This is a genomic window from Citrobacter sp. Marseille-Q3906, from assembly GCF_916618775.1.
GTDB classification, from domain to species: domain Bacteria; phylum Pseudomonadota; class Gammaproteobacteria; order Enterobacterales; family Enterobacteriaceae; genus Citrobacter; species Citrobacter murliniae.
In genome coordinates this window covers 1,576,329-1,602,617 of the sequence record NZ_CAKAKA010000002.1, presented here as the reverse complement: position 1 = coordinate 1,602,617, position 26,289 = coordinate 1,576,329, and the positions used below count along the sequence as shown (strand labels likewise).

Below are 26,289 nucleotides of genomic sequence, written 5' to 3'. Positions count from 1 at the left end.
AGGGGAGGACGGATATCCGATCTCCCCCGCAAATGTTACGGTGCGGTGCGGTGGATTTCTGCCACGCGCTTACGCACGCCAAACCACCCGGCAACCAACAGAATGGCAATCAACGGTAATGACGCGATAGTCCAGGTACCGTTCGGATAATCAAATGCCATCAGCACCAGCACAGTCAGCAGGAACAAGAGCGTTAACCACGAAGTAAACGGCGCGCCTGGCAACTTGAAGCTGACGTCTGCCGCTTTGCCTTCTTTAATCGCCCGACGCAAACGCATCTGACATACTACGATGAATCCCCATGACGCAATGATGCCCAGCGAGGCGAAGTTAAGCACGATCTCGAAAACCTGCGAAGGCACCAGATAGTTAAGGAAAACCCCTACGACATACACGACCAGCGTGGCGAGGATCCCGGCCCAGGGCACCTGTTGGCGGCTCATTTTAGCCATAAATTTAGGTGCAGAACCGCCCATCGACATCGAACGTAAAATGCGTCCTGTGCAGTACAGTCCGGAATTAAGACTGGAGAGCGCCGCAGTGAGCACCACAATATTCATAATGCTGCCGATATACGGCACGCCGAGCTTTGAGAAGAAAGTGACAAACGGGCTTTGACCTGCCTGATAAGCATTCCAGGGCAACAGCAATACCAGCAGGACGACCGAACCAACATAGAACAGACCAATTCGCCAGATAACGCTATTAATCGCTTTTGGTACCATTGTTTGCGGATCTTTGCATTCGCCGGCGGCTGTACCCACCAGTTCAATGGAGGCAAAAGCAAAGACGACGCCCTGCACCAGCACCAGAGCAGGCAACAGACCATGCGGGAAGAAGCCGCCATTGTCGGTGATCAGATGAAAGCCGGTAGTGTTACCATCCAGAGGTTTTCCGGTACCTAAAAAAACCGTACCGACCACCAGAAAAATGACAATGGCCAATACTTTCACCAGCGCAAACCAGAACTCCATCTCCGCGAACCATTTTACGCCGATCATGTTCATGGTACCGACGATCGCCAGCGCGCCGAGGGCAAACACCCACTGTGGCACGTCGCCAAAAGCGCCCCAGTAGTGCATATACAGTGCCACCGCAGTAATATCGACGATCCCGGTCATTGCCCAGTTGATGAAGTACATCCAGCCTGCCACGTAGGCTGCTTTTTCGCCCAGAAATTCACGAGCGTAGGAGACAAAGCTACCGCTGGAAGGGCGATGCAATACCAGTTCACCGAGTGCGCGAAGGATAAAGAACGAAAAAATGCCGCATACCAGATAGACCAGCGCCAAAGCGGGACCGGCCATTTGCAAGCGTGCACCCGCCCCTAAAAATAACCCGGTTCCGATGGCGCCACCGATGGCGATCATTTGTACCTGCCGGTTGCCCATCGCTTTGTGATACCCCTCTTCGTGAGCATTCAACCAGCGTCGTTTTGCCGCATGTTGTTCCGCGGCTTGCGTGTTGTGTGTGTTCATTACTTTTCCTGTTGGCCTGGTAAATTCACAAAATCCTTTTTGCCGCACCTGCAGCGACCATACGAAAGTCAGCTCGCGGCGAAAACAGCGTTACCCTTCATTGTGTTACAGGGAGAAAACTGTCGGCCGAGCATCCTACATTCAATTGATAAGTGACGCAAAGCCTGACCAGCCAGAAAGCGCTTTTTTCTGCGGCCTGAGTTGACGGGCTGTGGTCTCGATTCAGCAAAATTAAGGGACGGGGACTGTGAGGGGATAAAAAATACGCTCATCGTGATTGTCACCATGATGAGCGTCATACCTTTTATGCGGATATGCCAAAGACCTGGACGGCCTGTTGTAAACGTGACGAACGCTGAGTTAAATCAGCGGTGGCGTCGGTCACGCGCTCCACCATTTCGGCATTATTATGGGTCATGATACCTACGCGCGATATTGAATCATTAATCAGATCCAGCGCCTGAGTTTGTTCCCGTGTCGCCAGGCTAATGTCTTTGATCATCATCGACATCTGTAACACATCGCCAATCATGCCTGTCAGATGCGTTTCCGTCTGTTCCACCATTTTCACGCCGGAGTTAACGTTCGCGACGTTTTTCTCGATAAGCAACTTGATCTCTTTGGCTGCAGACGCAGAATGCTGTGCCAGATTTCGTACTTCAGCCGCCACCACCGCAAAACCGCGTCCGGACTCTCCGGCGCGCGCAGCCTCGACGGCAGCATTAAGCGCAAGAATATTGGTCTGGAAGGCAATACTGTCGATAACGCCGATGATATCGACGATCTGGCTATTGTCGCGTGAAATGGCCTGCATCATGGCGATAGTTTGCTTCATGATATCGCCGCCTTCTGTCGCATTAACGCTGGTCTTATCGGCCATTGTCATGGTTTGAGCTGCGGTATCTGCGGTTTGCTGTACCGCACTGCCAATCTCTTCAATGGCGGCCGCTGTTTGCTGCAGATCCGCAGACGTTTCTTCGGAACGCGTATGCAGTGCAATGCCTTCTTTTGACACGCGCTGGCTAATAGAGCGAATACCGGCTATCTGCATACTGACGTCATCAACCAGGGAATTCAGATTCAGTCCGGACTGATTAACCAGTCGCATCAACATCCCGATTTCATCCACACGATTTAAATGGCAGTTATCGGGTTTACGTCCGGAGACCACTTTCTTCATTTGGCTGAGCAAAGTATTAACTGGCTGACAAATTTGATACTTAAGGTAAATACCAAATAACACAAACAATGTCAGCATTCCACCTGCCTGAATAAACGCGTTCACTGGGGTAAAGATTAATAATGCAGAGAGCAGGGCAACGAAAACTAGAGCATAATTGACGCGTTGACTAATACTCAACCATTTAAACATAGAGGCCCATGCCATTGCGCCACGGCGAATAACAATGCCTTTAAAAAGACGAAAGCCTTTAAATTTCTGGTTATTTATTTTTTCATATAGTTGTTCACTCGCCGTTATTTCTTCTCGCGAAGGAACTGTGCGCACTGAGATGTAGCCGGTTAATTTTTCATGGTGCCAGACGGGAGTGACGTTTGCACGGACCCAGTAATGATCGCCATTTTGTCGGCGGTTTTTCACCATGCCTGTCCAGCTATCCCCCTGCTGTAACGTGTACCACATGTCAGCGAAGGCCGCAGGGGGCATATCGGGATGGCGAATAATATTATGCGGCTCGCCCATTAGCTGGTTTTCGTTAAAGCCACTGGCATCGATAAAGGCGGAGTTGGCATAGGTAATATGGCTCTCTTTATCCGTCGTCGAAAGCAGCGTCGCTTTAGCGTTAAGTTCGTGCTCAATTTGTGTAACGGGCGTGTTACTTTTCATAAAAGCCCCATGATGTTATGTATAATTCATACAAAGATCCCCGCATTAATACCAGGGGATATTAAAAAGCCGTTTTAAACCATTTTAATAAGAAACGCTGCATTCTCTACTAATCATCAGTTCTGCGAAAGTATCTCAAATAAAAATTTTAATGCAGGTGATTAGTGTCCTGTCATAAATATGAAACAATAAATACAAATGCATAACCTGAAAAGTCACTTAAACTGACTTAAATTAAATTAGGCCCCGGCGAGTTCCGCAAAAATAAAATTGATAAGCAATGATGTCGCTGAATTTTCACCCTCAATAGAGACCCTATTATATTTTGTAGTCAGTAAAAACAAGACATTTTTTCTGAATCGTGCCATCGCCTGTGCAGGAATGACCAAACCATTCTGAAGCGATCTTACCCATGCCGGGAACAGGGGTGGTTATCTGTTTTTTAGCTGAGCAAATGTGAATTAAATGTTTCTATATGGTTATTTGATAATTTAATAATAAAGACATGTTAACAAATATGGGTCTGCAACATGTCATATCGCCTGAGCATTCTTGATAAAAGCCCCGTAGGGGAAGCTGAAACCGCCGCCATTGCCCTTGCCAGGACGCTTCATCTGGCGCAACTGGCAGAAGAGTGGGGATATCACCGCTTCTGGATAGCGGAACACCACAATACGCCGCAGCTCGCCAGTCCGTCGCCGGAACTGGTGATTGCGTGGATCCTCGGGCAAACACAGCGGATCCGCGTGGGGTCCGGTGGGGTCATGCTACAGCACTACAGTCCGTATAAAGTGGCAGAAAATTTCAATCTTCTGGCGTCACTGGCTCCGGGTCGCATTGACCTCGGTGTGGGGAAAGCGCCTGGAGGATTACCGCTGTCAACGCAGGCGTTACAGCAGGGCATCAACCAGACAGAAAAGGGAACGTTTGCTGATCAGCTGTCTCAGCTTAATGGCTGGCTGTCGCTGACCGGTAAGGAAACTGCGCAAACGGTGTTCCCGACACCGCTTCCACCCACACCCCCGGAAGGATTTGTTCTGGGAGCCAGCGTTCAAAGCGCGCAGTTGGCGGCAGACTCAGACTGGAACTTTATCTTCGCTGCACATCTTAATGGTGACAAAGCACTACTGCGAGATGTTCTGACGTACTGGCAAAACAACAGCTCGCGCCCAACGATTGTTGCGGTACAGGTGATAGTGGCAAACAGTGCCGGGATCGCCGCGCAACTGGCGGAAAACGTGCAGATCTGGGGCGTGGAGCTGGAAGATGGCCAACGCGTCACGGTTGCCAGCGAAGAACAGGCTCTGGCTTTTGCCGCACAAGCGGGAAGCGCGCCGCGAAAAATTGCCCGACGCGAGCAGGCGTTGTTGCACGGTACTGCGCAGGAAGTGATCGAAAAACTCACTGACCTGCATACGCACTACGGCATTGATGAGTTCATTATCGATACCCCGGTGGCGGAAGGTCATGCGCGTCTGACATCTTTGCGCTTATTAGCAAAAGCCCATGCAGCCGTGGAGGTCGCCTGATGTCGCTCGCCTCACAGCTTATTAACTGGCGTCGCGAACTGCACCAGCATCCGGAGCTTTCCCTCCAGGAGGTGGCGACGACGGCCCGTATTCGCGACTGGTTGCACAGTGCGGATGTCACTATTTTACCGTTTGAACTGAAAACGGGTCTGGTCGCAGAAATTGGTCAGGGAGAAGAGGTTATCGCCCTGCGAGCGGATATTGACGCATTGCCGATAGAAGAAAATGCCGATGTTCCGTTTCGCTCGCTGACACCTGGCGTGATGCATGCCTGCGGACATGACATCCACACCAGCGTCATGCTCGGTGCGGCAATATTGCTGAAGCAGCATGAATTCCATTTGCCGGGGCGAGTACGCATTTTGTTTCAACCCGCGGAAGAAAATTTTGGTGGTGCGAAAACGTTGATCCGTGCCGGAGCACTGCAAAACGTGGCGGCAATTTTTGGCATGCACAATGAACCCGGCTTGCCGGTAGGCGAGTTTGCCACTCGGGGCGGCGCTTTTTACGCCAACGTTGATCGCTTTGTGCTGCGTGTTACGGGTAAAGGCGCACATGCCGCACGTCCACACGAAGGTAAAGATGCCATTCTGCTCGCCAGCCAGTTGGTGACGGTATTGCAAAGCGTTGCCAGTCGGGAGGTTAATACGCTGGATTCAGTGGTACTGAGCGTGACCCGGATTCAGGGCGGAAATACGTGGAACGTCCTGCCAGAATTTGTCGAGCTGGAAGGGACGCTCAGGACACATCGCACTGAAGTTCAGCAGCAGGTCAAAAAGCGAGTGAGCGATATCGCCGCCGGATTTGCTCACGCTTTTGGCGCACAAATTGATGTTATCTGGCATGCCGGACCGAGTGCGTTGGTCAACGACACATACTGGGCCGATATTGCCACCAACGTGGCAAAAAAGTCCGGCTATAACACGCACAAAGCCGATCTCCATATGGGGGGCGAAGATTTTGCGGTCTATCTACAAAATACGCCTGGCGCATTTGTCAGTATCGGTAGCGCCAGTGAATATGGACTACACCATCCGGGATTTAATCCGGACGAACGATTAATTGAACCCGCCGCGAATTATTTTGCCCATTTAGCAAAAACGGCATTCGAACATCTTTAATTTTACCTGTTGGGTAAGGGGCTACTATGGCTAAAAATCGGCAACTACGGCTGGGCACTATTCTGCACGGTGCGTCAGGTAATATGTCCGCATGGCGTCATCCGGCTGCACAGGCCGATGCCAGTATTAATTTTGAATTCGTTAAAGAAACGGCGTTAATTGCTGAGCAAGGTAAGCTGGACTTTATTTTTGTCGCCGACGGGCTGTATATTAATGAAAAATCTATTCCGCATTTTTTAAATCGATTTGAACCGTTAACGGTATTATCTGCGCTGGCCAGTATTACCCGCAATCTTGGGTTGGTCGGGACGGTATCGACATCATACAGCGAGCCTTTTACCACCGCGCGCCAGTTTGCCAGCCTCGACCACCTCAGCCAGGGGCGGGCCGGATGGAACGTGGTGACATCGCCACTGGAAGGATCGGCAAAGAACTATTCCCGTGCACAGCATCCTGAACATGCCCAGCGTTACCGCATTGCTGACGAATATTTGCAGGTGGTGAAAGGTCTGTGGGACTCATGGGAAGACGACGCGTTTATCCGTAATAAAGCCAGTGGTGAATTTTTTAATCCGCAGAAACTGCACACGCTAAATCATCACGGCGATTATTTTCAGGTTGCCGGCCCGTTAAACATTGCCCGCACACCGCAGGGACGCCCAATTATATTTCAGGCTGGTGCTTCTGCAGATGGCAAAAAATTAGCAGCGCAGCATGCTGATGCTATTTTTACCCATCAGGATTCACTGGCCGAGGCCAAAGCATTTTATCAGGATGTAAAAAACCAATTAGAGTTCACCGGGCGTCATCCTGATGAGTTGCATATTTTTCAGGGCGTCAGCGTTATTGTTGGCGACAGTGAACAGGATGTTGAGCAGCAATATCAAACCACCGCCGCGTTGGTTTCTGTTACCGACGCACTGAATTACCTGGGTCGCTATTTTGAACATCACGATTTTGCGCAATATCCACTGGATGCGCCATTCCCGGATATCGGCGATCTGGGTCAAAACAGCTTTCGTAGCACCACCGATGAAATCAAGCGTAATGCGCGGGAACGCGGGCTAACGTTGCGGCAGGTTGCGCTGGAGGCTGCCAGCCCTCGTCCCCGTTTTAGCGGTACGCCAGAACAGGTAGCAGATGGCTTACAGCAGTGGTTCGACGAGAAAGCGGCAGACGGTTTTATCATCCAGGGCGGAACGCCGGATACCTTCCCACGCTTTGTTGAGCAGGTGATTCCGGTGCTCCAGGCGCGTGGCCTGTTCCGTTATGAATACCCTGGCACAACCCTGCGCGAAAGTCTGGGGTTAGCGGCACCGGCAAATCAATTCACACAATAAACTCACACAATAAGAGAAAAAACGCTATGCAGAAAAAATCATTACTTCTCGCGCTGTCACTGGCTTTCAGCGCCTCAGTCTGGGCAAATGACGTCACGATTAATGGTACTGGCGTCAGCCTGGAAGCCAATAAAACCCCTATCAATACGGCGAAAAACCCGCAGGCGATCGCGCAATTACCCGCCAACCTGCGCCTCGCTGTACCGGGCAAATTCACCGTGGCGATTGCCGGGCTGAGTCAGCCGCCGCTGACCGTTTTTGCGGATGACAATAAAACGCTAATCGGCAGTGAAGCCGATATTGCCCGCCTGGTTGCCGACAGTCTGGGACTGGAGTTGAACGTCGTGCCGACGTCGTGGGAAGACTGGCCGCTGGGCGTGACATCCGGCAAATATGATGCCGCAATCAGCAATATTACCGTGACCAAGGCGCGCAAAGAGAAGTTTGATTTTGCTACCTATCGCAAAGATTCCCTCGGTTTTTATGTCAAAACCGGCAGCCAGCTGACAAAAATTGAGAAAGCAGAAGATATTGCAGGTCTGCGCATTATTGTCGGTTCCGGCACAAATCAGGAAGCCATTTTGTTGGCGTGGAACGAAGAAAACCTGAAGAACGGATTAAAGCCGTTTACTCCGGTGTATACCAAAGATGATGCCGCCCAGACGCTGGCCCTGCAGTCAGGCCGTGCTGATGCCTATTTTGGTCCTAACGTCATCGGTGCCTGGAAAGCCGCTCTCAACGGTAAAACGCAACTGGTCGGCAGCGTGGATGGAGGATGGCCGAAGGCGGCGCATATCGCGGTAACGCTGAAAAAAGACAGCGGTTTAGTGCAGCCGGTACAAACCGCGCTTAACGGTGTGATTGGCAATGGTGACTATGACAAAGTGCTGAACCGCTGGGGAGAAGGGGTTGAACGTATCCCGCAATCCGAAATTAATCCGGCGGGTTTAGGCGATTAAGGAGACCTGTATGAGCGATGAATTCCGCGTGGTGTCGCCAGAAGCTGCGGAGCTGCAGCCGATCCTTAACGGTCTGTTTGGCGAATATGCCTCACGCTATGGTGACTATTTTTCCCGTGATGCCGAAGTGGAGTTAACCGAATGGTATCTGGCACCGCAGGGGATTTTTGTGGTGCTGGAACGCGACGGCGAAATTATCGCTACCGGCGCTTACAAACCCTACAACGCTGATACCGCAGAGATTAAGCGCATATGGACCAAAAGTACCCTGCGTAAGCAAGGGCTTGCGGGCCGAGTTGTGCAGGAGCTGGAACGCAGGGCATTGCTCGCGGGCTACAGCCGCATCTACCTGACGACGGGGTTTCGCCAGCCGGAAGCCGTTCAGCTCTATTTACGCCAGGGCTACGATCCGCAATTCGATATTGCGCGCGATCCTGAAGAGTACAGTCAACCGCCATTCGATGGACGACTGCGCTTTACCAAACTGTTGACCATCGCAGGTCAGGCAAAAATAGCCTGAGGAGAGAAAATGAAAACGACTGAAACCATCAAAGTCGTACCCGCGCGTTATCCGCTGCGCACCGCTGGCGCGATAGTGGCTCTGTTTGTGCTGGCGGTGATTATCCAGTCGGTGGCGTTTAATCCCCGTTGGGAATGGAGCGTATTTGCCCGCTGGTTTTTTGATCCGGTCATTTTGTCCGGCCTTGGGCAAACGTTATTGCTAACGCTTATCGGCACGTTGTTGAGCATTTTTTTTGGTGGTTTACTGGCACTGGCCAGACTTTCATCGTCCTGGCTATTGAACGGACTGGCATGGGGATATATCTGGTTGTTCCGATCGTTGCCGCTGATCGTGGTGCTGATTATCCTGTACAACTTCTCTTATCTGTACGACACGCTGACGATTGGGATTCCCTTCACCGCTGTTCAGTGGGGCAGTTTTGAAACCATCAATGTACTCGGTCAGTTTTCCACCGCGGTAGTTGGCCTGACGCTGGTGCAAAGTGCCTATACCGCCGAAATTATCCGTGGCGGTTTTCTCGGGGTTGATCACGGTCAGTATGAAGCTGCCGCCGCGCTGGGACTTCCAGCCTGGCGTCGGACACTGCGTATCATCCTGCCACAGGCATTGCGAACCATTTTACCCTCAGGATTCAATGAAATTATCAGTCTGGCAAAGGGGACTGCGATGGTTTATGTGCTGGCGATGCCGGAGCTGTTTTATACCATCCAGATGATCTACAACCGCACGCAGGAAGTGATCCCGCTGCTGATGGTCGGGGCCGTGTGGTATCTGGTCATTACCAGCGTCCTGTCGCTCATTCAACATCTGGTCGAGCGCGCACTGGCACGCAGCGAGCGACGTTCAGCAATAAATACCACTCGCGCGAGCCGTGCGGTTAAACGTAGTCGTCAAATCCCGTCGCAGGAGGCTGTCCATGTCCCACTCGCCTGATGGTCATATTTCAATTACCAGCGTCAGTAAATACTTCGGGCGCCATAAAGCGCTGGATAATGTTTCTCTTGAGATCCTTCCAGGTACGGTAACGGTTATTCTCGGACCTTCAGGGTCGGGAAAATCAACGCTATTGCGGGCAATTAACCATCTCGAACGCGTCGACGAGGGATTTATTCAGATTGATGGCGACTATATTGGCTACCGCCGACAGGGCGACAGGTTGTATGAACTTAAAGAGGCGGAGATCCTGCGCCAGCGCATCAACGTCGGCTATGTCTTCCAGAACTTTAATTTGTTCCCACACTTAACCGTACTGGAAAACCTGATTGAAGCGCCGATTGCGCACGGGCTGGCGTCGCGTAAAGCCGCCACTGAGAGGGCATTGACATTACTGGATGCGGTTGGGCTGCGTCATAAAGCCGATGCCTGGTCTCGGCACTTGTCTGGTGGGCAGCAGCAACGTATCGCTATTGCCCGCGCGCTGGCGTTAAATCCACGTGTAATGCTGTTTGACGAACCAACCTCTGCGCTTGATCCTGAGCTGGTAGGCGAAGTGCTTGATGTGATTAAAGCACTGGCGCAATCGGGAACCACACTGGTCGTTGTGACCCACGAAATTGGTTTTGCCCGGGAAGTGGCGGATCAGGTCGTGTTTATGGTCGATGGCAAAATCGTGGAGCAAGGGAGCAGCGAGCAGGTACTGAACCATCCTCGTCATACGCGAACACAGCAGTTCTTGTCGAAGGTGTTATCGTAAAAAAACGCTGTTCCGCAGGAGTGCAAATCCCGGAACAGCGGGCGAAATATCGCCATACGGTTAAATTAAGCGGCAGATGGTGCCAACGTTATGCGATCCAACGGCCCTACGATAAACAGATAAGAAATCAGGCCAATCAGTCCCATTGAACCAACGTACAGAATGGCGTAATCAAATGACTGGGTATTAGACAGAATAATGCCGATAACCAGCGGGGTAATAATACTGGCCATATTGCCACACATATTGAACACCCCTCCGGCAATGCCCAGCACCTCTTTTGGCGAGGTATCGCTGAGTACGCACCAGCCAAGATTGCCAAAGCCTTTGGCGAAAAAGGCCAGACTCATTGCAGCGATAACCACAAATTCTGAAGAGGTATAGTTGGCGATAACGATGACGCAGGAGAGTAACATGCCGCAGATGACCGGCAACTTACGGGCGACAGTCAGACTGTAGCCGCGTTTCAAGAGCCAGTCAGAGAAGACCCCGCCCAGCAATCCACCAATGAATCCGGCAATCGCGGGGATACTGGCGATAAATCCCACTTTGAGGATCGACATCCCTTTAGCCTGATACAGATAGGTCGGGAACCAGGTCAGGAAAAACCAGGTTATCGAGGTGACACAGAATTGACCAATATAAACGCCAATCATCATCCGGTTGACACAGACGCTTTTAATTTGCGCCAGGGTGATTTTTTGCGGTTCCTTTTTATTTCCCAACGATGGTTCGCCACCGCCAGCACGAATATAATCAATTTCCTGTTGGTTCACTTTAGGATGGTGCATAGGGTCTTTGACTTTAACCAACCAGAATATGCCAAGAATAACGCCAATCGCCCCGATGTAATAAAAGACAAAATGCCAGCTCAGATTATGCAAAATAATGGTCATCAGCGGCGTAATAATACCTAGCGAAATATATTGTGCGGCCTGGTAGACCGATGTGACAAAACCTCGCTCGCTATTGGGAAACCACTGCACGCTTAAACGACTGTTGGCCGGGAATGCAGGCGCTTCGATGGCTCCCATCATCAGACGCAGGATAATCAGTACAACAAGCGGACTTGCATAGAGATAGATAGTGCCCTGAAACATGGTCACCAGTGACCAGCCGATCAATGCACATCCATACACCACGCGGGAACCGTAACGGTCCAGTAACCAACCGCCGGGTAATTGCATAATAACGTAAGAAATACCAAAGGCTGAGAAGGCCAGCCCCATGGCTTCGGGATCAAACCCGAGTTCCTTACTCATAATTGGCGCGACGACGGATAACGTCGCACGGTCAGCGTAATTAAATACTGTGGCAAGAAATAGAAATATCAGGATGCTGTAACGCACTTTAGTGCGCTTTATTATTGTATTCATCACCCACTCCTGTCATTAGGTTTGAGAGCGTATATGTAGGGAAGAGGGCGGGTTTTTATTTCCCGCCAGATACGTTACGGGCGTTTGCCAAACTCGCAGGTTAATTGCGTCCAGCGTCGCGCCTGTTCGCTAATGCTGAAGCCCAGACCATGACGATCGGAAACCCACATACGGCCATCGCGCAGTTCAAGTTGTTCATTAAATAACGGATTCAGCCATTCGAAATGTTCCAGCCATGGCTCCAGCGGGTAGGCGGCAGACAGATGCAGGTGAACTTCCATTGCAAAGTGTGGGGCAAGCTTACGGCCATGCTTGGCGGCCAGATCCATAATTTTGAGGAAGGGTGAAATACCGCCTACGCGTGGCGCATCTGGCTGTACAAAGTCGCTGGCGTTACCGAGGATCAGCTGTTCATGCTCACGAAAACTGGTTAACATTTCACCGGTGGCAATAGGGGTATCAAGCGCGGCGGCAAGCTGTGCGTGACCTTCTACATCGTAGGCATCCAGCGGCTCTTCAATCCAGATCAGATTGAATTGTTCCATTTTACGACCCATGCGGATAGCCGTTTCGCGATCCCACTGCTGATTCGCGTCCACCATCAGCGGGAATTCATCGCCCAGTGCTTCACGCACTGCGGTTAAACGGCGAATATCCTCGGCACAGTTAGGTTGTCCGACTTTCAGCTTGATACCGCCAATACCGTTTTCACGAGAGATAACGACGTTTTTGAGCACCTGATCCAGCGGTGTATGCAGGAATCCACCAGAGGTGTTGTAACACTGGACGGAGTCGCGGTGTGCGCCCAACAGTTTTGCCAGCGGCAGGCCTGAGCGTTTGGCTTTCATATCCCACAGAGCAATATCGATAGGGGAGATGGCCTGTACCGCCATTCCACTACGACCTACGGAAGCGCCTGCCCACAGTAACTTGGTGTAGATCTTGTCAATATCGTTTGGATCTTCTCCCAGCAGGTTATCGGCAATTTCTTTCGCGTGGGCATAAATCCCCTGGCCACCCGCACGCTTGGAATAGCTGAATCCTACGCCCTCGAAACCATCACGACTGCGGATCTCCGCGATGATAATCGCCACTTCAGTTAACGGTTTCTGGCGACCCGTAAGCACTTTGGCATCGCTGACTGGCGTTGCCAGCGGAAGAAATGCCAGAGATAGCTTAACCCACTCAATACGATCGCCGGTTTCAGCAGCGGTTTTAGTATTCACCGTTTTGGCATAGGTTACGGCGTCGGAATTAGCACTTAAAGACATATTATTCTCTCCTGGTGATGAATAAATGATTGCGCTAACATTTTTAATGGTGGCGCAATCATTAAGCCAGCGAATTGCTTTTGATTTGAACAATTGATCACAAACCAAGAGATAAAAAGCCTTCCTATTGTAAGTAATGTCACATTCCAATACTTTGTGTGAAAATGCACAAATACAAATGATTGCGTTAACATTTTAAGTGATGAAGCTATGCTAAGCCGCTGTTTTCTCAGCGTAAAAAAGAAGGCCGCTGGCATTGGTCGATTTCATGATGAATAATGCACAACTTAATCGGCGATTTTTACAAGGGCATCGACAGTGAAAAACTCCAGACCTTCGCGCGCACCCACGCTGGAAGATGTTGCTCGTACCGCTGGGTTGTCTCCTATGACGGTGAGTCGGGCACTGAATACCCCGCAACTGGTACGGCCGAAAACGGTAGAAAAAGTGATGCTTGCCGTGCGCGCTACGGGCTATATTCCTAACGCTCTGGCAGGGGGGCTGGCGTCACGTCGAAGTAAACTTATTGCTGTGGTGGTGCCGCAAATAAACAACAACATGTTTGTTGATACTATCCAGTCGTTGAGTGATGAACTGGCTGAGCGTGGTTATCACATATTGTTGTGTGTGGCCGGATACACGCAGCAAACCGAAGCCGAACTGGTGGCTGCACTGTTATCACGTCGGCCTGATGGCATCGTACTCACCGGGATCCATCATACTGCTGAGCTGAAAAAAGTGATCCTGAATGCTGCCATTCCGGTGGTGGAAATCTGGGATTTAACGCCAACGCCTGTCGACATGCTGGTGGGGTTCTCTCACGAAAAAGTGGGGCAGGCAGTGGCGGAATACATCATTAAGAAAGGCTATCGTCGTCCCGGTTTACTGTGGACGGCCGATCGTCGGGCGGGTCAGCGTAAACAAGGGTTGTGCGATGTTCTGAGCCGACATGAGATTTCCTCTGTCCCACAAGTGGATGTCCCGCTTCCGGCCTCTTTGTACCTTGGCCGTAGTGGCCTGACCCAGCTTTTTACCGAGGGTGAGTTTGACATCATTGTCTGTAGTTCAGACACTCTCGCACAGGGGGCTATCATGGAGTCAGAAAGCCGTGGTTTGAAGGTCCCGCAAGATTTAGCGGTGATTGGTTTTGGCGATCTCGATTTTGCCGCCAGCAATCGGCCCTCGATTACCACAGTCAGCGTAGACCGACGCGCTATCGGACAACGTGCCGCCTCGCTGCTTGCCGACCGTATTGAAAATATTGCGCGTGATGACGATATTATTGATGTTGGCTTCCATCTGGTAGAACGAGAGTCCGCATAAGATACCTGCCCGAATACAGACAATAAGGAACCTGCTATGCCGCACGTGGATATTAAATGTTTTCCCCGCGACCTGAATGACGAACAAAAATCCGCGCTGGCTGCGGATATAACCGAGGTCATCATTCGCCATCTGCAAAGTAAAGAGAGCTCGGTGAGCGTGGCGCTCAATGAAATTGAGCCGGATGCATGGCAAATTGTGTGGGATGAGCAAATCGCGCCCCAGATGGCGACGCTGATAAAAAAACCGGGCTACAGTATGTGAGATTAAACGGGCGGGAAGGCCGCCCGTTTAATAATATATTTACGGTGTGACAATATTGAACCAGAATTCGAATTTATCCATATAGCCAAGCATAGCCTCGAGTTTGGCACTGTCGCCGGTTATCTTCACATCACCGCTTTCTTCAGCCTGCTTTAGGGTTATGTCCTTGAGGATGATTTTGTTCAACGTATCGCGGCTAAGAGTGATAGTCGTGTCAGCCTCTTTCGCTTCAGCATTGGCGGTATGATTCAGAACGCCATTTTCCAGCTCCAGCTTGTATTTTCCTCCGTCGTTACCGAGATCTATGTTGAATACGGATTTCGCATCACCAGCTTTCTGTCCATTAATATGTACCGCCAGGTAGTCGAAAAACATTTCTGGCGTCATCGCCCGTACGGTATCCGGGCTGGCGGTATTCGGGGTTGGTCCTTTAACCACGCCGTTACGTAACTCTTGCGCACCGGTGAGATAGAAGTTACGCCACGGGCCGGACTCTGCCTGATATCCTAATTGTTCAAGCGCGTCAGCTTCCAGATTGCGGGCCGCCTGATTGTTCGGATCGGCGAACACCACTTTGCTCACGACCTGTGCCACCCAACGATAGTTACCCTGGTCATAGTCGGTTTTTGCTTTCTGCAGTATGGCATCCGCACCGCCCATATAATCGACGTACTTTTTCGCGGCGTCTTCCGGCGGCAGTTCATCCAGCGTCGCCGGGTTACCGTCAAACCAGCCGAGATAAAGCACATAGGTAGCTTTCACATCATGGCTGACAGAACCGTAGTAACCGCGGTTAGCCCATGTATGCGCCAGTGAATCAGGCAGCTTGAAGTTAGCGGCTATTTCGTCGCGGGTCAGGCCTTCGTTCGCCATACGTAGCGTCTGGTCATTGATGTATCGATACAGATCACGCTGGCTCTTGAGCAGCTTCACCACGTTGTCATTACCCCAGGTTGGCCAGTGGTGTTGGGCCATCAGGATTTCCGCTTTGTCTCCCCAGCGAACGATGGCTTCATTGATGTATTTAGACCAGGGCAGTGGTTCACGTATTTTTGCGCCACGCAAAGAGTAGGTATTGTGCAGGGTATGCGTGACATCCTCGGCCGATTCAATAAGTTTTTTCTCTTCGATAAACCATAACATTTCTGATGGAGCTTCTGAGCCTGGCGCCAGCATAAAGTCATAGGTTAAACCGTCTATAACCTCTTTTTGCCCGTCTTTCTCGATGATATTAGTTGGTGCAATCAGGGTGACTGTACCCGCAGATGTTGTGGTACCCAGCCCGGCACCAACCTGGCCTTTGGTATCAGGTTTCAACAGGTTGCCATACATATAGCTGGCTCGACGGCTCATCACGTTCCCGGCCATTATATTTTCGGCAACTGCGGCTTCCATAAAGCCCGAAGGTGCATAGATCTTCACTTTTCCTGATTTTACATCCGCTTCGTCGACCACACCGCGTACGCCACCGTAGTGATCCACATGACTGTGAGTGTAAATGACGGCGACGACGGGCTTATTACCGCGATTTTTAAAATAAAGATCCATACCGACTTTAGCTGTTTCAGCTGAGACCAGTGGATCGACAACAGTTATGCCTTCTTTACCTTCGATAATCGTCATGTTTGAAAGATCGAGGTTACGGATCTGATACACACCCTCGGTTACTTCAAACAAGCCACTGATGTTGATTAACTGAGCCTGCCGCCACAGGCTGGGATTCACTGAGTCCGGGGCTTTGTCACCTTCTTTAATAAACGTGTACTGCTGCGGATCCCAGATCACGTTGCCTTGTTCGCCTTTAATCGTTTCCTGGGGGATAGGGGCGATAAAGCCTTTATGGGCATCGGTAAAGTCAGTGTTATCGTCAAAAGGAAGTTGGTTGTAGAGCGCATTGTTAGCTTGTTGCGTGGATGCAGTAGCGTCTTTTGGTGCTTCTGCGGCCATAAGAGGAACAGAGAAAGATGTTAATAACCCAGTAAGAATAAAACATTTCGCGATTCTATTAAGTTGCATCGTAAAACCTCTCTGATACTTCACGAAGTACAGTGTTAAGGGGGATGCTGCTTTTACGGATAGTGTTTTGAATAGATATTTGGGTTAGTGCAAGATTAACTATAACTGGCGTTAATGAATCGGCAAGGAAGGGTGGGATTATTAGGCTTTAGATTAAATAAGACCAGGATGGCAGTCGTTCACTGCCATCGGTAAATGCACTATTACTCGCCTGCAGTGATACGTTTCCCACTAATAATAAACGTGCCTGCACCCAGATGATGCAGGGTATTGAGTTTGTCATCATCAAACTGCCAGCGACCGTCGATGAATACGCGCTCGTCCGCTGCGGCTGAAACCACTTCGCCAAACAAGGTGTCGTATTTCTCCTGTGCAGATGTGGCTGGCAGCAGGCGACACTCCATCCAGGCCAGACATTTTGTCTCTATCACCGGTAAGCCAAGCACTGGACCATTTATCACCGGGATACCGTAGCAGTTGAATTTATCTTCCTCACGACCGGACACGCTTCCCACGGCGTAGGTCCAGTTGGTTGCCGTAACGCCCGGGATAACAATGCCAAACATGCCGCTGCGTTCAATGAGTTCGCGCGACCAGGCAGTCTTATCCACCACAATGGCTATGCGTGGTGGCTCAAACTCAACGGGCATTGACCATGCTGCTGCCATCACATTACGGCGTTCTGTCGTCGAGTCCCGACTGGTAATCAAAATGGTTGGGCCGTGATTCAACAGCCGACTGGCATGATGCAATTCAACTGGATGAAAATGACTCATGGCGACTCCTCTGAAAGATAAAAACAGCGTCATAATTAACGGTATTAGCGATTTTGTCATCCCACAACAAGACCCAGCGCACAAAATCGCCGGCGTAAAATTAAAAATGCGTTATAAGTACAACATTGAACAAACAGGAACGCTATATGACGCCTTTTTTAAAAGCCTATTTTTCCCGTATTGGCTGGTCAGGTACGCCAGCAGTCGACATTAACACTTTGAAGAGACTGCATTTACTGCACAACGCCGCTATTCCGTTTGAAAATCTGGATGTGTTGCTACCGCGAGAGATACAGCTCGACGATCTGGCTCTGGAAGAGAAGCTGGTGAACGCTCGTCGTGGCGGGTATTGCTTTGAACAAAACGGAGTACTTGAGCGAGCACTGCGGGAGACAGGTTTTACGGTGCGCAGTTTACTCGGACGTGTGGTGCTGGCGAATCCATCAACCCTGCCGCCACGTACTCATCGCCTGCTACTGGTTGAGTTGCAGGGAGAGCAGTGGATTGCCGACGTAGGATTTGGCGGACAAACGCTGACGGCGCCTATTCGGTTGCAGGCTAACCTGGAACAGCAGACACCGCACGGTGAGTATCGCCTGATTCAGGAGGGGGAGGACTGGATCCTGCAGTTCCGACACCATGAACACTGGCAATCAATGTACCACTTTGATCTCGTCATGCAGCACCAGAGCGATTATGTGATGGGCAATTTTTGGTCAGCACACTGGCCACAATCGCATTTTCGTCATCATCTGCTGATGTGCCGCCATCTGCCGGACGGGGGTAAGCTGACGTTAACCAATTTTCACTTTACCCATTACCAGGACGGTCATGCGGTCGAGCAGATGAATGTACCCGATGTCGCCAGCCTGTATATGCTATTGCAGGAACGCTTTGATCTGGGTGTTGACGATGCAAAACACGGATTTACTGAGGCAGAACTGGCCACGGTGATGGCTGCGTTTGATACCCATCCGGAGGCAGGAAAATAGCGCGAAGCGGAATATAGCCGGATGACAGGGTAACACCTTATCCGGCTTATCTGTTTCGTCAGAGATTAATCGCCCATTCGGCATGAAACAGGATCACCGCAGCACCAGAGATAGTCACTTTTTCTGGTTGGTTATCGCGGATGGTCACCGCAATATCGACGATGCCGTCGCGTCCCAGCGCGCGACCCTGATGCCCCTGGACGCGCAATAATTTTCCGTCATGCACCATCAGATTATGATGCACCAGCCATGCTCCCATCGGACCGTTGGCATTGCCCGTCACTGGATCTTCCACAATACCGATCGCGGGTGAAAACATGCGACCATCAGTTTCGTATTTCCCAGGGCGGATCTGGAACGGGAAGAAACCGTTGCAGCCAATTTGCTGGCTGAGTGCTGTTAATGCCGACAGGTTCGGGGACAAGGCATCGATATCGACCTCTGGCTTCAGTGCGATCATTACTTTTGAATGACCAGTGGAGGCCACCTGAACAGGTACCCCTGGCAGCATATCGCTTTCAGTCAGGTGCAGGGCGCTGATGATTGCCGCACGCGTTTCGCCTTCCAACGGAGGCTCGAAAACCGGCGCACCCTGTTCCAGAGTGATACGGTGATCGCCGCCTTCAGCGTGAATTTCAACCCGATGACGACCGGCCAGAGAAGTCTGCCAGACGGTGGTATCTCCCAGACCGAGCACTTTCGCCCGCACATAGTGAGCCGCGACGGTGGCGTGTCCGCAGATGGGTACTTCGATTGTGGGGGTAAAGTAGCGAATCCGGACATCACTGTCATCGCTGGAGAGCATGAATGCCGTTTCTGAATGACGCAACTCCCGCGCGATCAGCTGCATCTGCGTATCGCTCAGGCCATCAGCATGCAATACAACCCCCGCTGAATTGCCGCGAAAAGGTTCAGAGGTAAAGGCATCGACGTGATAAATCTGTGGTTTCATTGATGTTCTCCCTGGGATGGAGAAGCATCATAGCGTGCAAAAATTCGTATGGCTAACGTATGCCCGGTTAGTGCAAGCACCACCGGGCATCGCAGAGCATTAGCGGCGAGAACGAACGATCTGATAGCGACGGGTAAAATATTCAACCGGCGCGCTCCACACATGGACCAGACGGGTGAACGGGAACAGCAGGAAGATGGTCATGCCTAATACCAGATGTACACGGAAGATCAATGCGACACCATCCAGATGCGCAGACGCGCCCCCCTGGAAGGTCACCACTGACTGTGCCCAGCCTACCAGTTTCAGCATTTCACTGCCGTCAGGATGTTGAGCGGAGAACGGTATAGTGGTCAGGCCGAGAATACACTGAATCAGCAATACGCACAGGATCAGAATATCGGCTGTGGATGAGGTGGCGCGAATTCGCGAGTTTGTCAGACGACGAACCAGCAAACCAGCTCCACCAACCAGCGTCAGCACACCACAGAGGCCCCCTGCAATCATTGCCATTTGCTGTTTGACTGCAACAGGCAGGAACCAGGCGTACATCCAGTGCGGGGTTAGCATGCCGAACAGATGACCGAAGAAGATCCCCAGAATGCCGATATGGAACAGGTTCGACCAAAGCACCATGCCGCGCTTATCGAGCATCTGGCTGGAGGAGGCGCGCCATGTATATTGCCCGTAGTCGTAGCGTAGCCAACTGCCAAGGATAAACACCGTGCCGCACAGATACGGATAGATGTCGTAAAAAAAGACGTTCAGATACTGTATCATTTCGGGCCTCCCGCACTGACGTCGACATACTGGGGGGCGACGTCCTGGCTAAAGCGTCGTTGATAGTTTTGTAACGGTGAACTGTCACAGGCAGTGGCGTTATCCTCAATGAACTTCACCTGTTCTTCTTCCCAGACCGCATCCAGCGCCTGACGGGTATCATCCCGGGATTCCGCACCCACCTGCTTGGTGACACTGTCACTTGAAAGCGGACTTCCTGCTAAAGTCAGCAGGGCGTCAAACAGCTGATACCATGGTGCCTCTCGCTGCTTCAGGCGACCGCCAAGCAACGCCAGGATTGGCGCCACATTCTGTAATCCCTCTCTGGCTTCGGCTTCAGGCAAAACGCTTAAATACTCCAGATACAATGGCAGGTGATCCGGCAGTTCCCGACAGTCGAGTTGTAGCCCCACCTTTTCGTACTGAGCCAGCAGGTCAACCATCGCCTGGCCGCGATCGCGAGATTCAGCATGCACATGTTCAAACAGCAAAAGCGAGGTGGCGCGGCCCCGGTCAAACACCTCGCACCATTCAGCTTGTTTATCGAGTAACGGAGCGTTTAGCAGTTCCGTTGTAAACCTGGTAAGCACTGGCGCATCGCTGGCGATCAGTTGTAGAGCATCGTCTTTGCATTCCCATAGCAATTCGTCCGGATACTCCATCAGCAGTCCGATAATCTTAAGGATTTGCATTATTCACCCTCCGCTTTATCGCGCACTTCGGTGATATCGATAGCATCAATGCGGCTGCTGTTGAACAGGTTGAATTTGGTGTCGGAACCGTGACAGCCGTCGCCAAAGGTAAAGCCGCAGCCGTTTTTCTCCGGGAAGGCATCGCGAGCCATTTCACGGTGGCTGGTTGGGATCACGAAGCGGTCTTCATAGTTAGCAATAGCCAGATAGCGATACATCTCTTCGACCTGCTCAACGCTTAAACCCACTTCTTCAATAGCGCGGGTATCCGTTACGCCTTCTACTGTTTGCGAACGCATATAGTGACGCATTGCCATCATACGTTTCAGCGCGCGCAGTACCGGGCCGGTATCTCCGGCGCTGAGCATATTGGCAAGGTACTGCACCGGAATACGCAGCGACTCGACGGCCGGCAGAATATTGCCATTGTGCGGCAGGCCACCGGCGTCTGCGACTGACTGAATCGGTGACAACGGCGGCACATACCAGACCATCGGCAGGGTGCGGTATTCAGGGTGCAGCGGCAGTGCCAGCTTCCAGTCCATCGCCATTTTGTAGACCGGTGACCGCTGGGCCGCCTCGATGACGTTGTGTGGGATCCCCTGTTTCAGTGCTTCCTCAATTACCGCCGGATCGTTAGGGTTGAGGAACACATCGCACTGGCGTTCATAGAGATCGGTCTCATGTTCAGTGCTAGCCGCCTCTTCAATACGGTCTGCGTCGTACAGCAGTACGCCGAGATAGCGAATACGTCCGACGCAGGTTTCCGAACATACCGTTGGCTGACCGGATTCAATACGTGGGTAGCAGAAAATGCATTTTTCTGACTTGCCACTCTTCCAGTTAAAGTAGATTTTTTTGTATGGGCAGCCGCTGATACACAAGCGCCAGCCGCGACATTTATCCTGGTCGATCAGCACAATGCCATCTTCTTCACGCTTGTAAATCGCGCCGCTCGGGCAGGTTGCCACGCAACTGGGGTTCAGACAGTGTTCGCACAGGCGCGGCAGATACATCATGAAGGTGTTTTCAAACTGACCGTACATTTCTTTTTGTATCGCCTTGAAGTTACGGTCACGGGCGCGTTTTTCAAATTCCCCGCCAAGCAGTTCTTCCCAGTTTGGCCCCCAGATAATTTTGTCCATTCGTTTGCCATCAATTAGCGAACGCGGGCGGGCGGTGGGCTGGTTTTTGCTCTCTGGCGCGCTATGCAAATGCTGATAGTCGTAGGTGAACGGTTCGTAGTAATCATCGATTTGCGGAATGACAGGGTTGGCGAAGATTTTAGTGATGACGCCCATCTTACCGCCCAGACGCGGTCTTATCTTACCGTTAACGTCGCGAACCCAGCCGCCTTGCCACTCGTCCTGGTCTTCCCAGTTTTTCGGATAACCAATACCCGGTTTGGTTTCGACGTTGTTGAACCACGCATATTCCATACCTTCACGTCCGGTCCAGACGTTTTTACAGGTGACGGAGCAGGTGTGGCAGCCAATGCATTTATCCAGATTAAGAACCATGCCTACCTGTGAGCGTATTTTCATTTTTTCGCCTCCTGTACCTGATCGCGACCTTCATCATCCAGCCAGTTAATATTTTTCATTTTTCGAATCATGATGAACTCATCGCGGTTAGAGCCGACCGTGCCGTAATAGTTGAAGCCGTAAGCCAGTTGCGCATAGCCGCCGATCATGTGCGTGGGTTTCGGGCACACGCGGGTCACGGAGTTATGAATGCCGCCGCGCATTCCGGTAACTTCAGAGCCAGGAATATTCATGATCCGCTCCTGAGCGTGGTACATCATCGTCATCCCGGGCGGCACGCGCTGGCTAACCACCGCGCGGGCAGTCAGTGCACCGTTGGCGTTAAAGGCTTCAATCCAGTCGTTATCCTCAATACCCAGCTCTTTAGCATCGGTTTCACTGATCCAGACAATCGGACCACCGCGCGACAGCGTAAGCATCAACAGGTTTTCACTGTAGGTGGAGTGGATACCCCATTTCTGGTGTGGTGTCAGGAAGTTCAGCGCTTTTTCCGGGAAACCGTTTGGTGGAATTTCGCGCATTTCACTCACGCTGCGGGTGTCGATTGGCGGACGGTAGGCCACCAGACTCTCTCCGAAGGCGCGCATCCACGCGTGATCCTGATACAACTGCTGGCGGCCAGACAGCGTGCGCCACGGGATCAGCTCATGAACGTTGGTATAGCCGGCGTTATAAGAGACATGCTCGCTTTCAAGACCTGACCAGGTCGGGCTGGAGATAATTTTGCGCGGTTGCGCCTGAATGTCGCGAAAACGGATCTTTTCGTCTTCTTTGTTTAGCGCCAGATGCGTATGGTCACGCCCGGTCATTGCGCCCAGCGCTTGCCAGGCTTTCACCGCCACCTGACCATTCGTTTCCGGCGCAAGCGCCAGGATCACTTCGGAAGCATCCAGCGCGGTGTCAATCAGCGGGCGACCTTTTGCCGCGCCTTCACGCTTGGTGTAGTTGAGCTTGCCGAGGAAATCGACTTCCGTCTGGGTGTTCCAGGAGATACCTTTTCCGCCGTTACCCAGCTTGTCCATCAATGGCCCAAGCGATGTGAAGCGTTCGTAAGTGGCGGGGTAGTCCCGTTCCACGACGGCAATATTGGGTGCCGTTTTACCCGGAATAAGTTCGCATTCGCCTTTGCGCCAGTCCTGAATATCAAACGGTTGCGACAGTTCTGCCGGGGAGTCATGCAGCAGTGGTTGCAACACCACGTCGGTTTCTTGTCCCAGATGTCCAACACACACCTCTGAGAACACTTTGGCGATGTCCTTATAAATCTCCCAGTCGCTTTTTGATTCCCAGGCGGGATCAACCGCCGCCGACAGCGGGTGAATAAACGGATGCATATCCGAGGTGTTCATATCGTCTTTTTCATACCAGGTGGCGGTAGGCAACACGATGTCTGAAAACAGGCAGGTGCTCGACATCCGGAAATCCAGCGTCACCAACAGATCGAGCTTGCCTTCGATAGCCGCCGATTGCCACTCCACCTCTTCAGGTTTAATACCCTCGCTTGAGCCAAGCGCTTCACCCTGAATACCGCTTTCCGTACCAAGCAGATATTTGAGCATGTATTCATGCCCTTTACCTGAGGAGCCGAGCAGGTTTGAACGCCAGACGAAGAGGTTACGAGGATGGTTTTTACCGCTGTCTGGTTGCTCGCAGGCCATGCGGATATCCCCCGACTTCAGTGCCTGTGCGGTGTAATCCGCAGGTGACAAGCCTGCCTGTTCTGCCTTCGCTTTTACGGTTAACGGATTTAGGTTGAGCTGAGGCGCGGAGGGCAACCAGCCCATGCGCTCGGCGCGTACGTTGAAGTCAATCAGATGTCCGGTAAACTTCGACGCATCAGCCAGTGGGGAGAGCAGTTCCTGAGCAGTGACTTTTTCATAACGCCACTGGCTGGAGTGATTGTAGAAAAACGAGGTGCTGTTCATCTGACGCGGTGGACGGTTCCAGTCCAGTGCAAAAGCCAGGGGGAGCCAACCGGTTTGCGGACGTAGCTTTTCCTGACCAACGTAGTGCGCCCAGCCACCGCCGCTTTGACCGACACAGCCACAAAACACCAGAATGTTAATCATCCCACGGTAGTTCATGTCCATGTGATACCAGTGGTTGACGCCGGCACCGAGGATAATCATCGATCGACCGTGGGTTTTGTGTGCGGTATCCGCAAACTCCCGGGCGATTTGTTCGATATGGCGGGCTGGCACACCGGTAATTTGTTCGCCCCAGGCCGGGGTATAGGCTTTGATTTCGGTGTAATCATGAGCACTGTGAGCGTCATCCAGACCGCGATCGAGGCCGTAATTTGCCAGCACCAAATCGTAAACGCTGACTACCGGACAAAGTGTGCCATCGGCAAGCGTAAGGTGTTTAACCGGCAGCTTACGCACCAGTATCGGCTCCTGCTTGACGCTACGAAAGTGTGGGTTTTCATTACCGCCAAAATAGGGGAAGGCCACCCCGGCAACTTCGTCGTGCTGACCGAGCAACGACAAGGACAGTTCGGTTTCCGTGCCTGCAGCCAGCGCCTCGAGGTTCCACTTACCTTTTTCTCCCCAGCGAAAACCGATCGAACCGTTTGGCACCACCAGTTCACCGGCGCTGTTAAAGGCAACCGTTTTCCATTCCGGGTTATTGCTTTCACCCAGTCCATCGACGAGATCGGAGGCACGCATCATCCGGCCCGGGACATAGCTACCGTCTTCACGGGCATTCAACAGTACCAGCATCGGCATATCGGTATAACGACGGCAGTAATTCAGGAAATAGTCGCTGGGTTTGTCGAGGTGGAATTCTTTCAGGATCACGTGGCCCATCGCCATCGCCAGCGCGCTGTCGGTACCTTGCTTCGGAGCCAGCCACTGGTCGCACAGCTTGGCCACTTCCGAGTAGTCCGGCGTAATAGCAATTGTCTTGGTGCCTTTGTAGCGCACTTCCGTGAAGAAGTGTGCATCTGGCGTACGGGTCTGCGGGACGTTGGAACCCCAGGCGATAATGTAGCTGGAGTTATACCAGTCGGCGGATTCCGGTACATCGGTCTGCTCTCCCCAGGTCATCGGCGATGCGGGAGGCAAATCGCAATACCAGTCGTAGAAGCTCAGACAGGTCCCGCCGATAAGCGAGAGATAGCGCGTTCCGGCTGCGTAAGAAACCATCGACATAGCCGGAATTGGCGAAAACCCAACGACGCGATCCGGGCCGTAAGTTTTCACTGTCCAGACGTTGGCGGCAGCAATAAGCTGATTTAGCTCTTTCCAGTTTGACCGGATAAACCCACCGCGTCCACGTACCTGTTTGTAGCTCTGGCACTTTTGCGGGTCGTTCATAATGGATTCCCAGGCCAGCACAGGATCCGGCTGGCGGGAGAGGGCATCGCGCCACAGTTCAATCAGGCGTTTACGCACCAGTGGGTATTTCAGACGGTTAGCGCTATAGAGATACCAGGAATAACTTGCCCCACGAGGGCAGCCTCGTGGCTCATGGTTGGGCAGATCAGGACGGGTGCGCGGATAGTCGGTCTGCTGTGTTTCCCAGGTGACCAGTCCGTTTTTTACGTAGATTTTCCAGCTGCATGAGCCGGTGCAGTTGACGCCGTGGGTTGAGCGTACGATTTTATCGAACTGCCAGCGCTGGCGATAGCTGTCTTCCCAGTCCCGGTTGCTGTGCATCACTTGTCCGTGACCATCGGCAAACGTATCGCCCTTTTGTTTAAAGTAGCGAAAGCGATCCAACAGTTTACTCATGACATTTCTCCTGCTCCGATAATTTTGCCGACAGTGAACCGAGCTGCTGGCCTGATGAGTCGCGAGAGCGTTGCTAT

General features: G+C 51.9%; 19 protein-coding genes and 1 pseudogene. 9 read left to right on the top strand and 11 right to left on the bottom strand.

Annotated elements, in window-relative coordinates; all coding sequences use genetic code 11:
- Nucleotides 1-35: 35 nt before the first annotated feature.
- Nucleotides 36-1,478, bottom strand: coding sequence for an L-asparagine permease (gene ansP, locus LG384_RS11760; protein ID WP_045443068.1), 1,443 nt, complete (start codon nt 1,476-1,478; stop codon nt 36-38).
- Between the two features lie 304 nt (nt 1,479-1,782).
- Nucleotides 1,783-3,324: a PAS domain-containing methyl-accepting chemotaxis protein gene (locus tag LG384_RS11755; RefSeq protein ID WP_048221422.1), complete on the bottom strand. Its 1,542-nt coding sequence runs from the start codon at nt 3,322-3,324 to the stop codon at nt 1,783-1,785.
- Between the two features lie 530 nt (nt 3,325-3,854).
- Between LG384_RS11755 and LG384_RS11750 the strand changes: the two genes are divergently transcribed.
- The 6 genes and pseudogenes from LG384_RS11750 (at nt 3,855) to LG384_RS11725 (ending at nt 10,489) form a co-directional block, all read left to right on the top strand.
- Nucleotides 3,855-4,853 (top strand): MsnO8 family LLM class oxidoreductase, encoded by a 999-nt coding sequence (locus LG384_RS11750; RefSeq protein ID WP_225760938.1) that lies wholly within the window; start codon nt 3,855-3,857, stop codon nt 4,851-4,853.
- Nucleotides 4,853-5,974 carry an amidohydrolase gene (locus LG384_RS11745; protein WP_225760937.1) on the top strand — a complete coding sequence of 374 codons (1,122 nt, stop codon included), beginning with the start codon at nt 4,853-4,855 and terminating at the stop codon, nt 5,972-5,974. Before LG384_RS11750 ends, LG384_RS11745 begins: the two co-directional genes overlap by 1 nt.
- A 26-nt stretch (nt 5,975-6,000) precedes the next feature.
- Nucleotides 6,001-8,273 (top strand): annotated as a pseudogene (locus LG384_RS11740) (NtaA/DmoA family FMN-dependent monooxygenase).
- A gap of 10 nt (nt 8,274-8,283) precedes the next feature.
- On the top strand, nt 8,284-8,793 hold the full coding sequence (locus LG384_RS11735; RefSeq protein ID WP_045443040.1) for a GNAT family N-acetyltransferase: 510 nt from the start codon (nt 8,284-8,286) through the stop codon (nt 8,791-8,793).
- Between the two features lie 9 nt (nt 8,794-8,802).
- On the top strand, nt 8,803-9,729 hold the full coding sequence (locus LG384_RS11730; protein ID WP_225760936.1) for an amino acid ABC transporter permease: 927 nt from the start codon (nt 8,803-8,805) through the stop codon (nt 9,727-9,729).
- A complete protein-coding gene (locus LG384_RS11725; protein ID WP_045443034.1) occupies nt 9,713-10,489 on the top strand; it encodes an amino acid ABC transporter ATP-binding protein in 777 nt (258 codons plus the stop codon). The genes LG384_RS11730 and LG384_RS11725 overlap by 17 nt, the downstream gene beginning before the upstream one ends.
- A 65-nt stretch (nt 10,490-10,554) precedes the next feature.
- Here the strand turns inward: LG384_RS11725 and LG384_RS11720 are convergent, their stop codons facing one another.
- Nucleotides 10,555-11,865, bottom strand: a complete 1,311-nt coding sequence (locus LG384_RS11720) for an MFS transporter (protein ID WP_048221427.1) — start codon at nt 11,863-11,865, stop codon at nt 10,555-10,557.
- A gap of 74 nt (nt 11,866-11,939) precedes the next feature.
- Complete coding sequence (locus tag LG384_RS11715) at nt 11,940-13,136, bottom strand: mandelate racemase/muconate lactonizing enzyme family protein (protein ID WP_225760935.1); 1,197 nt, start codon at nt 13,134-13,136, stop codon at nt 11,940-11,942.
- Nucleotides 13,137-13,523: 387 nt separating this feature from the next.
- Here LG384_RS11715 and LG384_RS11710 point away from each other — a divergent pair, with 387 nt between their 5' ends.
- Entirely contained in the window at nt 13,524-14,459 is a 936-nt protein-coding gene (locus LG384_RS11710; RefSeq protein WP_370637148.1) for a LacI family DNA-binding transcriptional regulator, read from the top strand.
- A gap of 36 nt (nt 14,460-14,495) precedes the next feature.
- Nucleotides 14,496-14,723: a tautomerase PptA gene (pptA, locus tag LG384_RS11705; RefSeq protein ID WP_045443023.1), complete on the top strand. Its 228-nt coding sequence runs from the start codon at nt 14,496-14,498 to the stop codon at nt 14,721-14,723.
- 39 nt (nt 14,724-14,762) lie between these two features.
- On the opposite strand, the gene LG384_RS11700 is transcribed toward pptA, so the two are convergent.
- Nucleotides 14,763-16,739 carry an alkyl/aryl-sulfatase gene (locus LG384_RS11700; RefSeq protein WP_225760933.1) on the bottom strand — a complete coding sequence of 659 codons (1,977 nt, stop codon included), beginning with the start codon at nt 16,737-16,739 and terminating at the stop codon, nt 14,763-14,765.
- 203 nt (nt 16,740-16,942) lie between these two features.
- Complete coding sequence (locus tag LG384_RS11695; RefSeq protein ID WP_225760932.1) at nt 16,943-17,515, bottom strand: flavin reductase family protein; 573 nt, start codon at nt 17,513-17,515, stop codon at nt 16,943-16,945.
- Nucleotides 17,516-17,661: 146 nt separating this feature from the next.
- On the opposite strand from LG384_RS11695, the gene nhoA reads away from it, so the two are divergent.
- Entirely contained in the window at nt 17,662-18,507 is an 846-nt protein-coding gene (gene nhoA / locus LG384_RS11690; protein ID WP_045443015.1) for an N-hydroxyarylamine O-acetyltransferase, read from the top strand.
- A 58-nt stretch (nt 18,508-18,565) separates the two neighbouring features.
- Here nhoA and LG384_RS11685 read toward each other — a convergent pair whose 3' ends face one another.
- The 5 genes from LG384_RS11685 to LG384_RS11665 all read right to left on the bottom strand — a co-directional run bounded on the left by LG384_RS11685 (nt 18,566) and on the right by LG384_RS11665 (nt 26,212).
- Complete coding sequence (locus tag LG384_RS11685) at nt 18,566-19,459, bottom strand: PhzF family isomerase (protein WP_225760931.1); 894 nt, start codon at nt 19,457-19,459, stop codon at nt 18,566-18,568.
- A gap of 99 nt (nt 19,460-19,558) precedes the next feature.
- Nucleotides 19,559-20,239, bottom strand: a complete 681-nt coding sequence (narI, locus tag LG384_RS11680) for a respiratory nitrate reductase subunit gamma (protein ID WP_045443008.1) — start codon at nt 20,237-20,239, stop codon at nt 19,559-19,561.
- Entirely contained in the window at nt 20,236-20,931 is a 696-nt protein-coding gene (gene narW / locus LG384_RS11675) for a nitrate reductase molybdenum cofactor assembly chaperone (protein WP_225760930.1), read from the bottom strand. The genes narI and narW overlap by 4 nt, the downstream gene beginning before the upstream one ends.
- The gene (narH, locus tag LG384_RS11670) at nt 20,931-22,475 is read right to left on the bottom strand and encodes a nitrate reductase subunit beta (protein WP_045443002.1); all 1,545 of its coding nucleotides are present in this window, start codon (nt 22,473-22,475) and stop codon (nt 20,931-20,933) included. The genes narW and narH overlap by 1 nt, the downstream gene beginning before the upstream one ends.
- The gene (locus LG384_RS11665) at nt 22,472-26,212 is read right to left on the bottom strand and encodes a nitrate reductase subunit alpha (protein ID WP_048221432.1); all 3,741 of its coding nucleotides are present in this window, start codon (nt 26,210-26,212) and stop codon (nt 22,472-22,474) included. Before LG384_RS11665 ends, narH begins: the two co-directional genes overlap by 4 nt.
- Between the last annotated feature and the right edge of the window lie 77 nt (nt 26,213-26,289).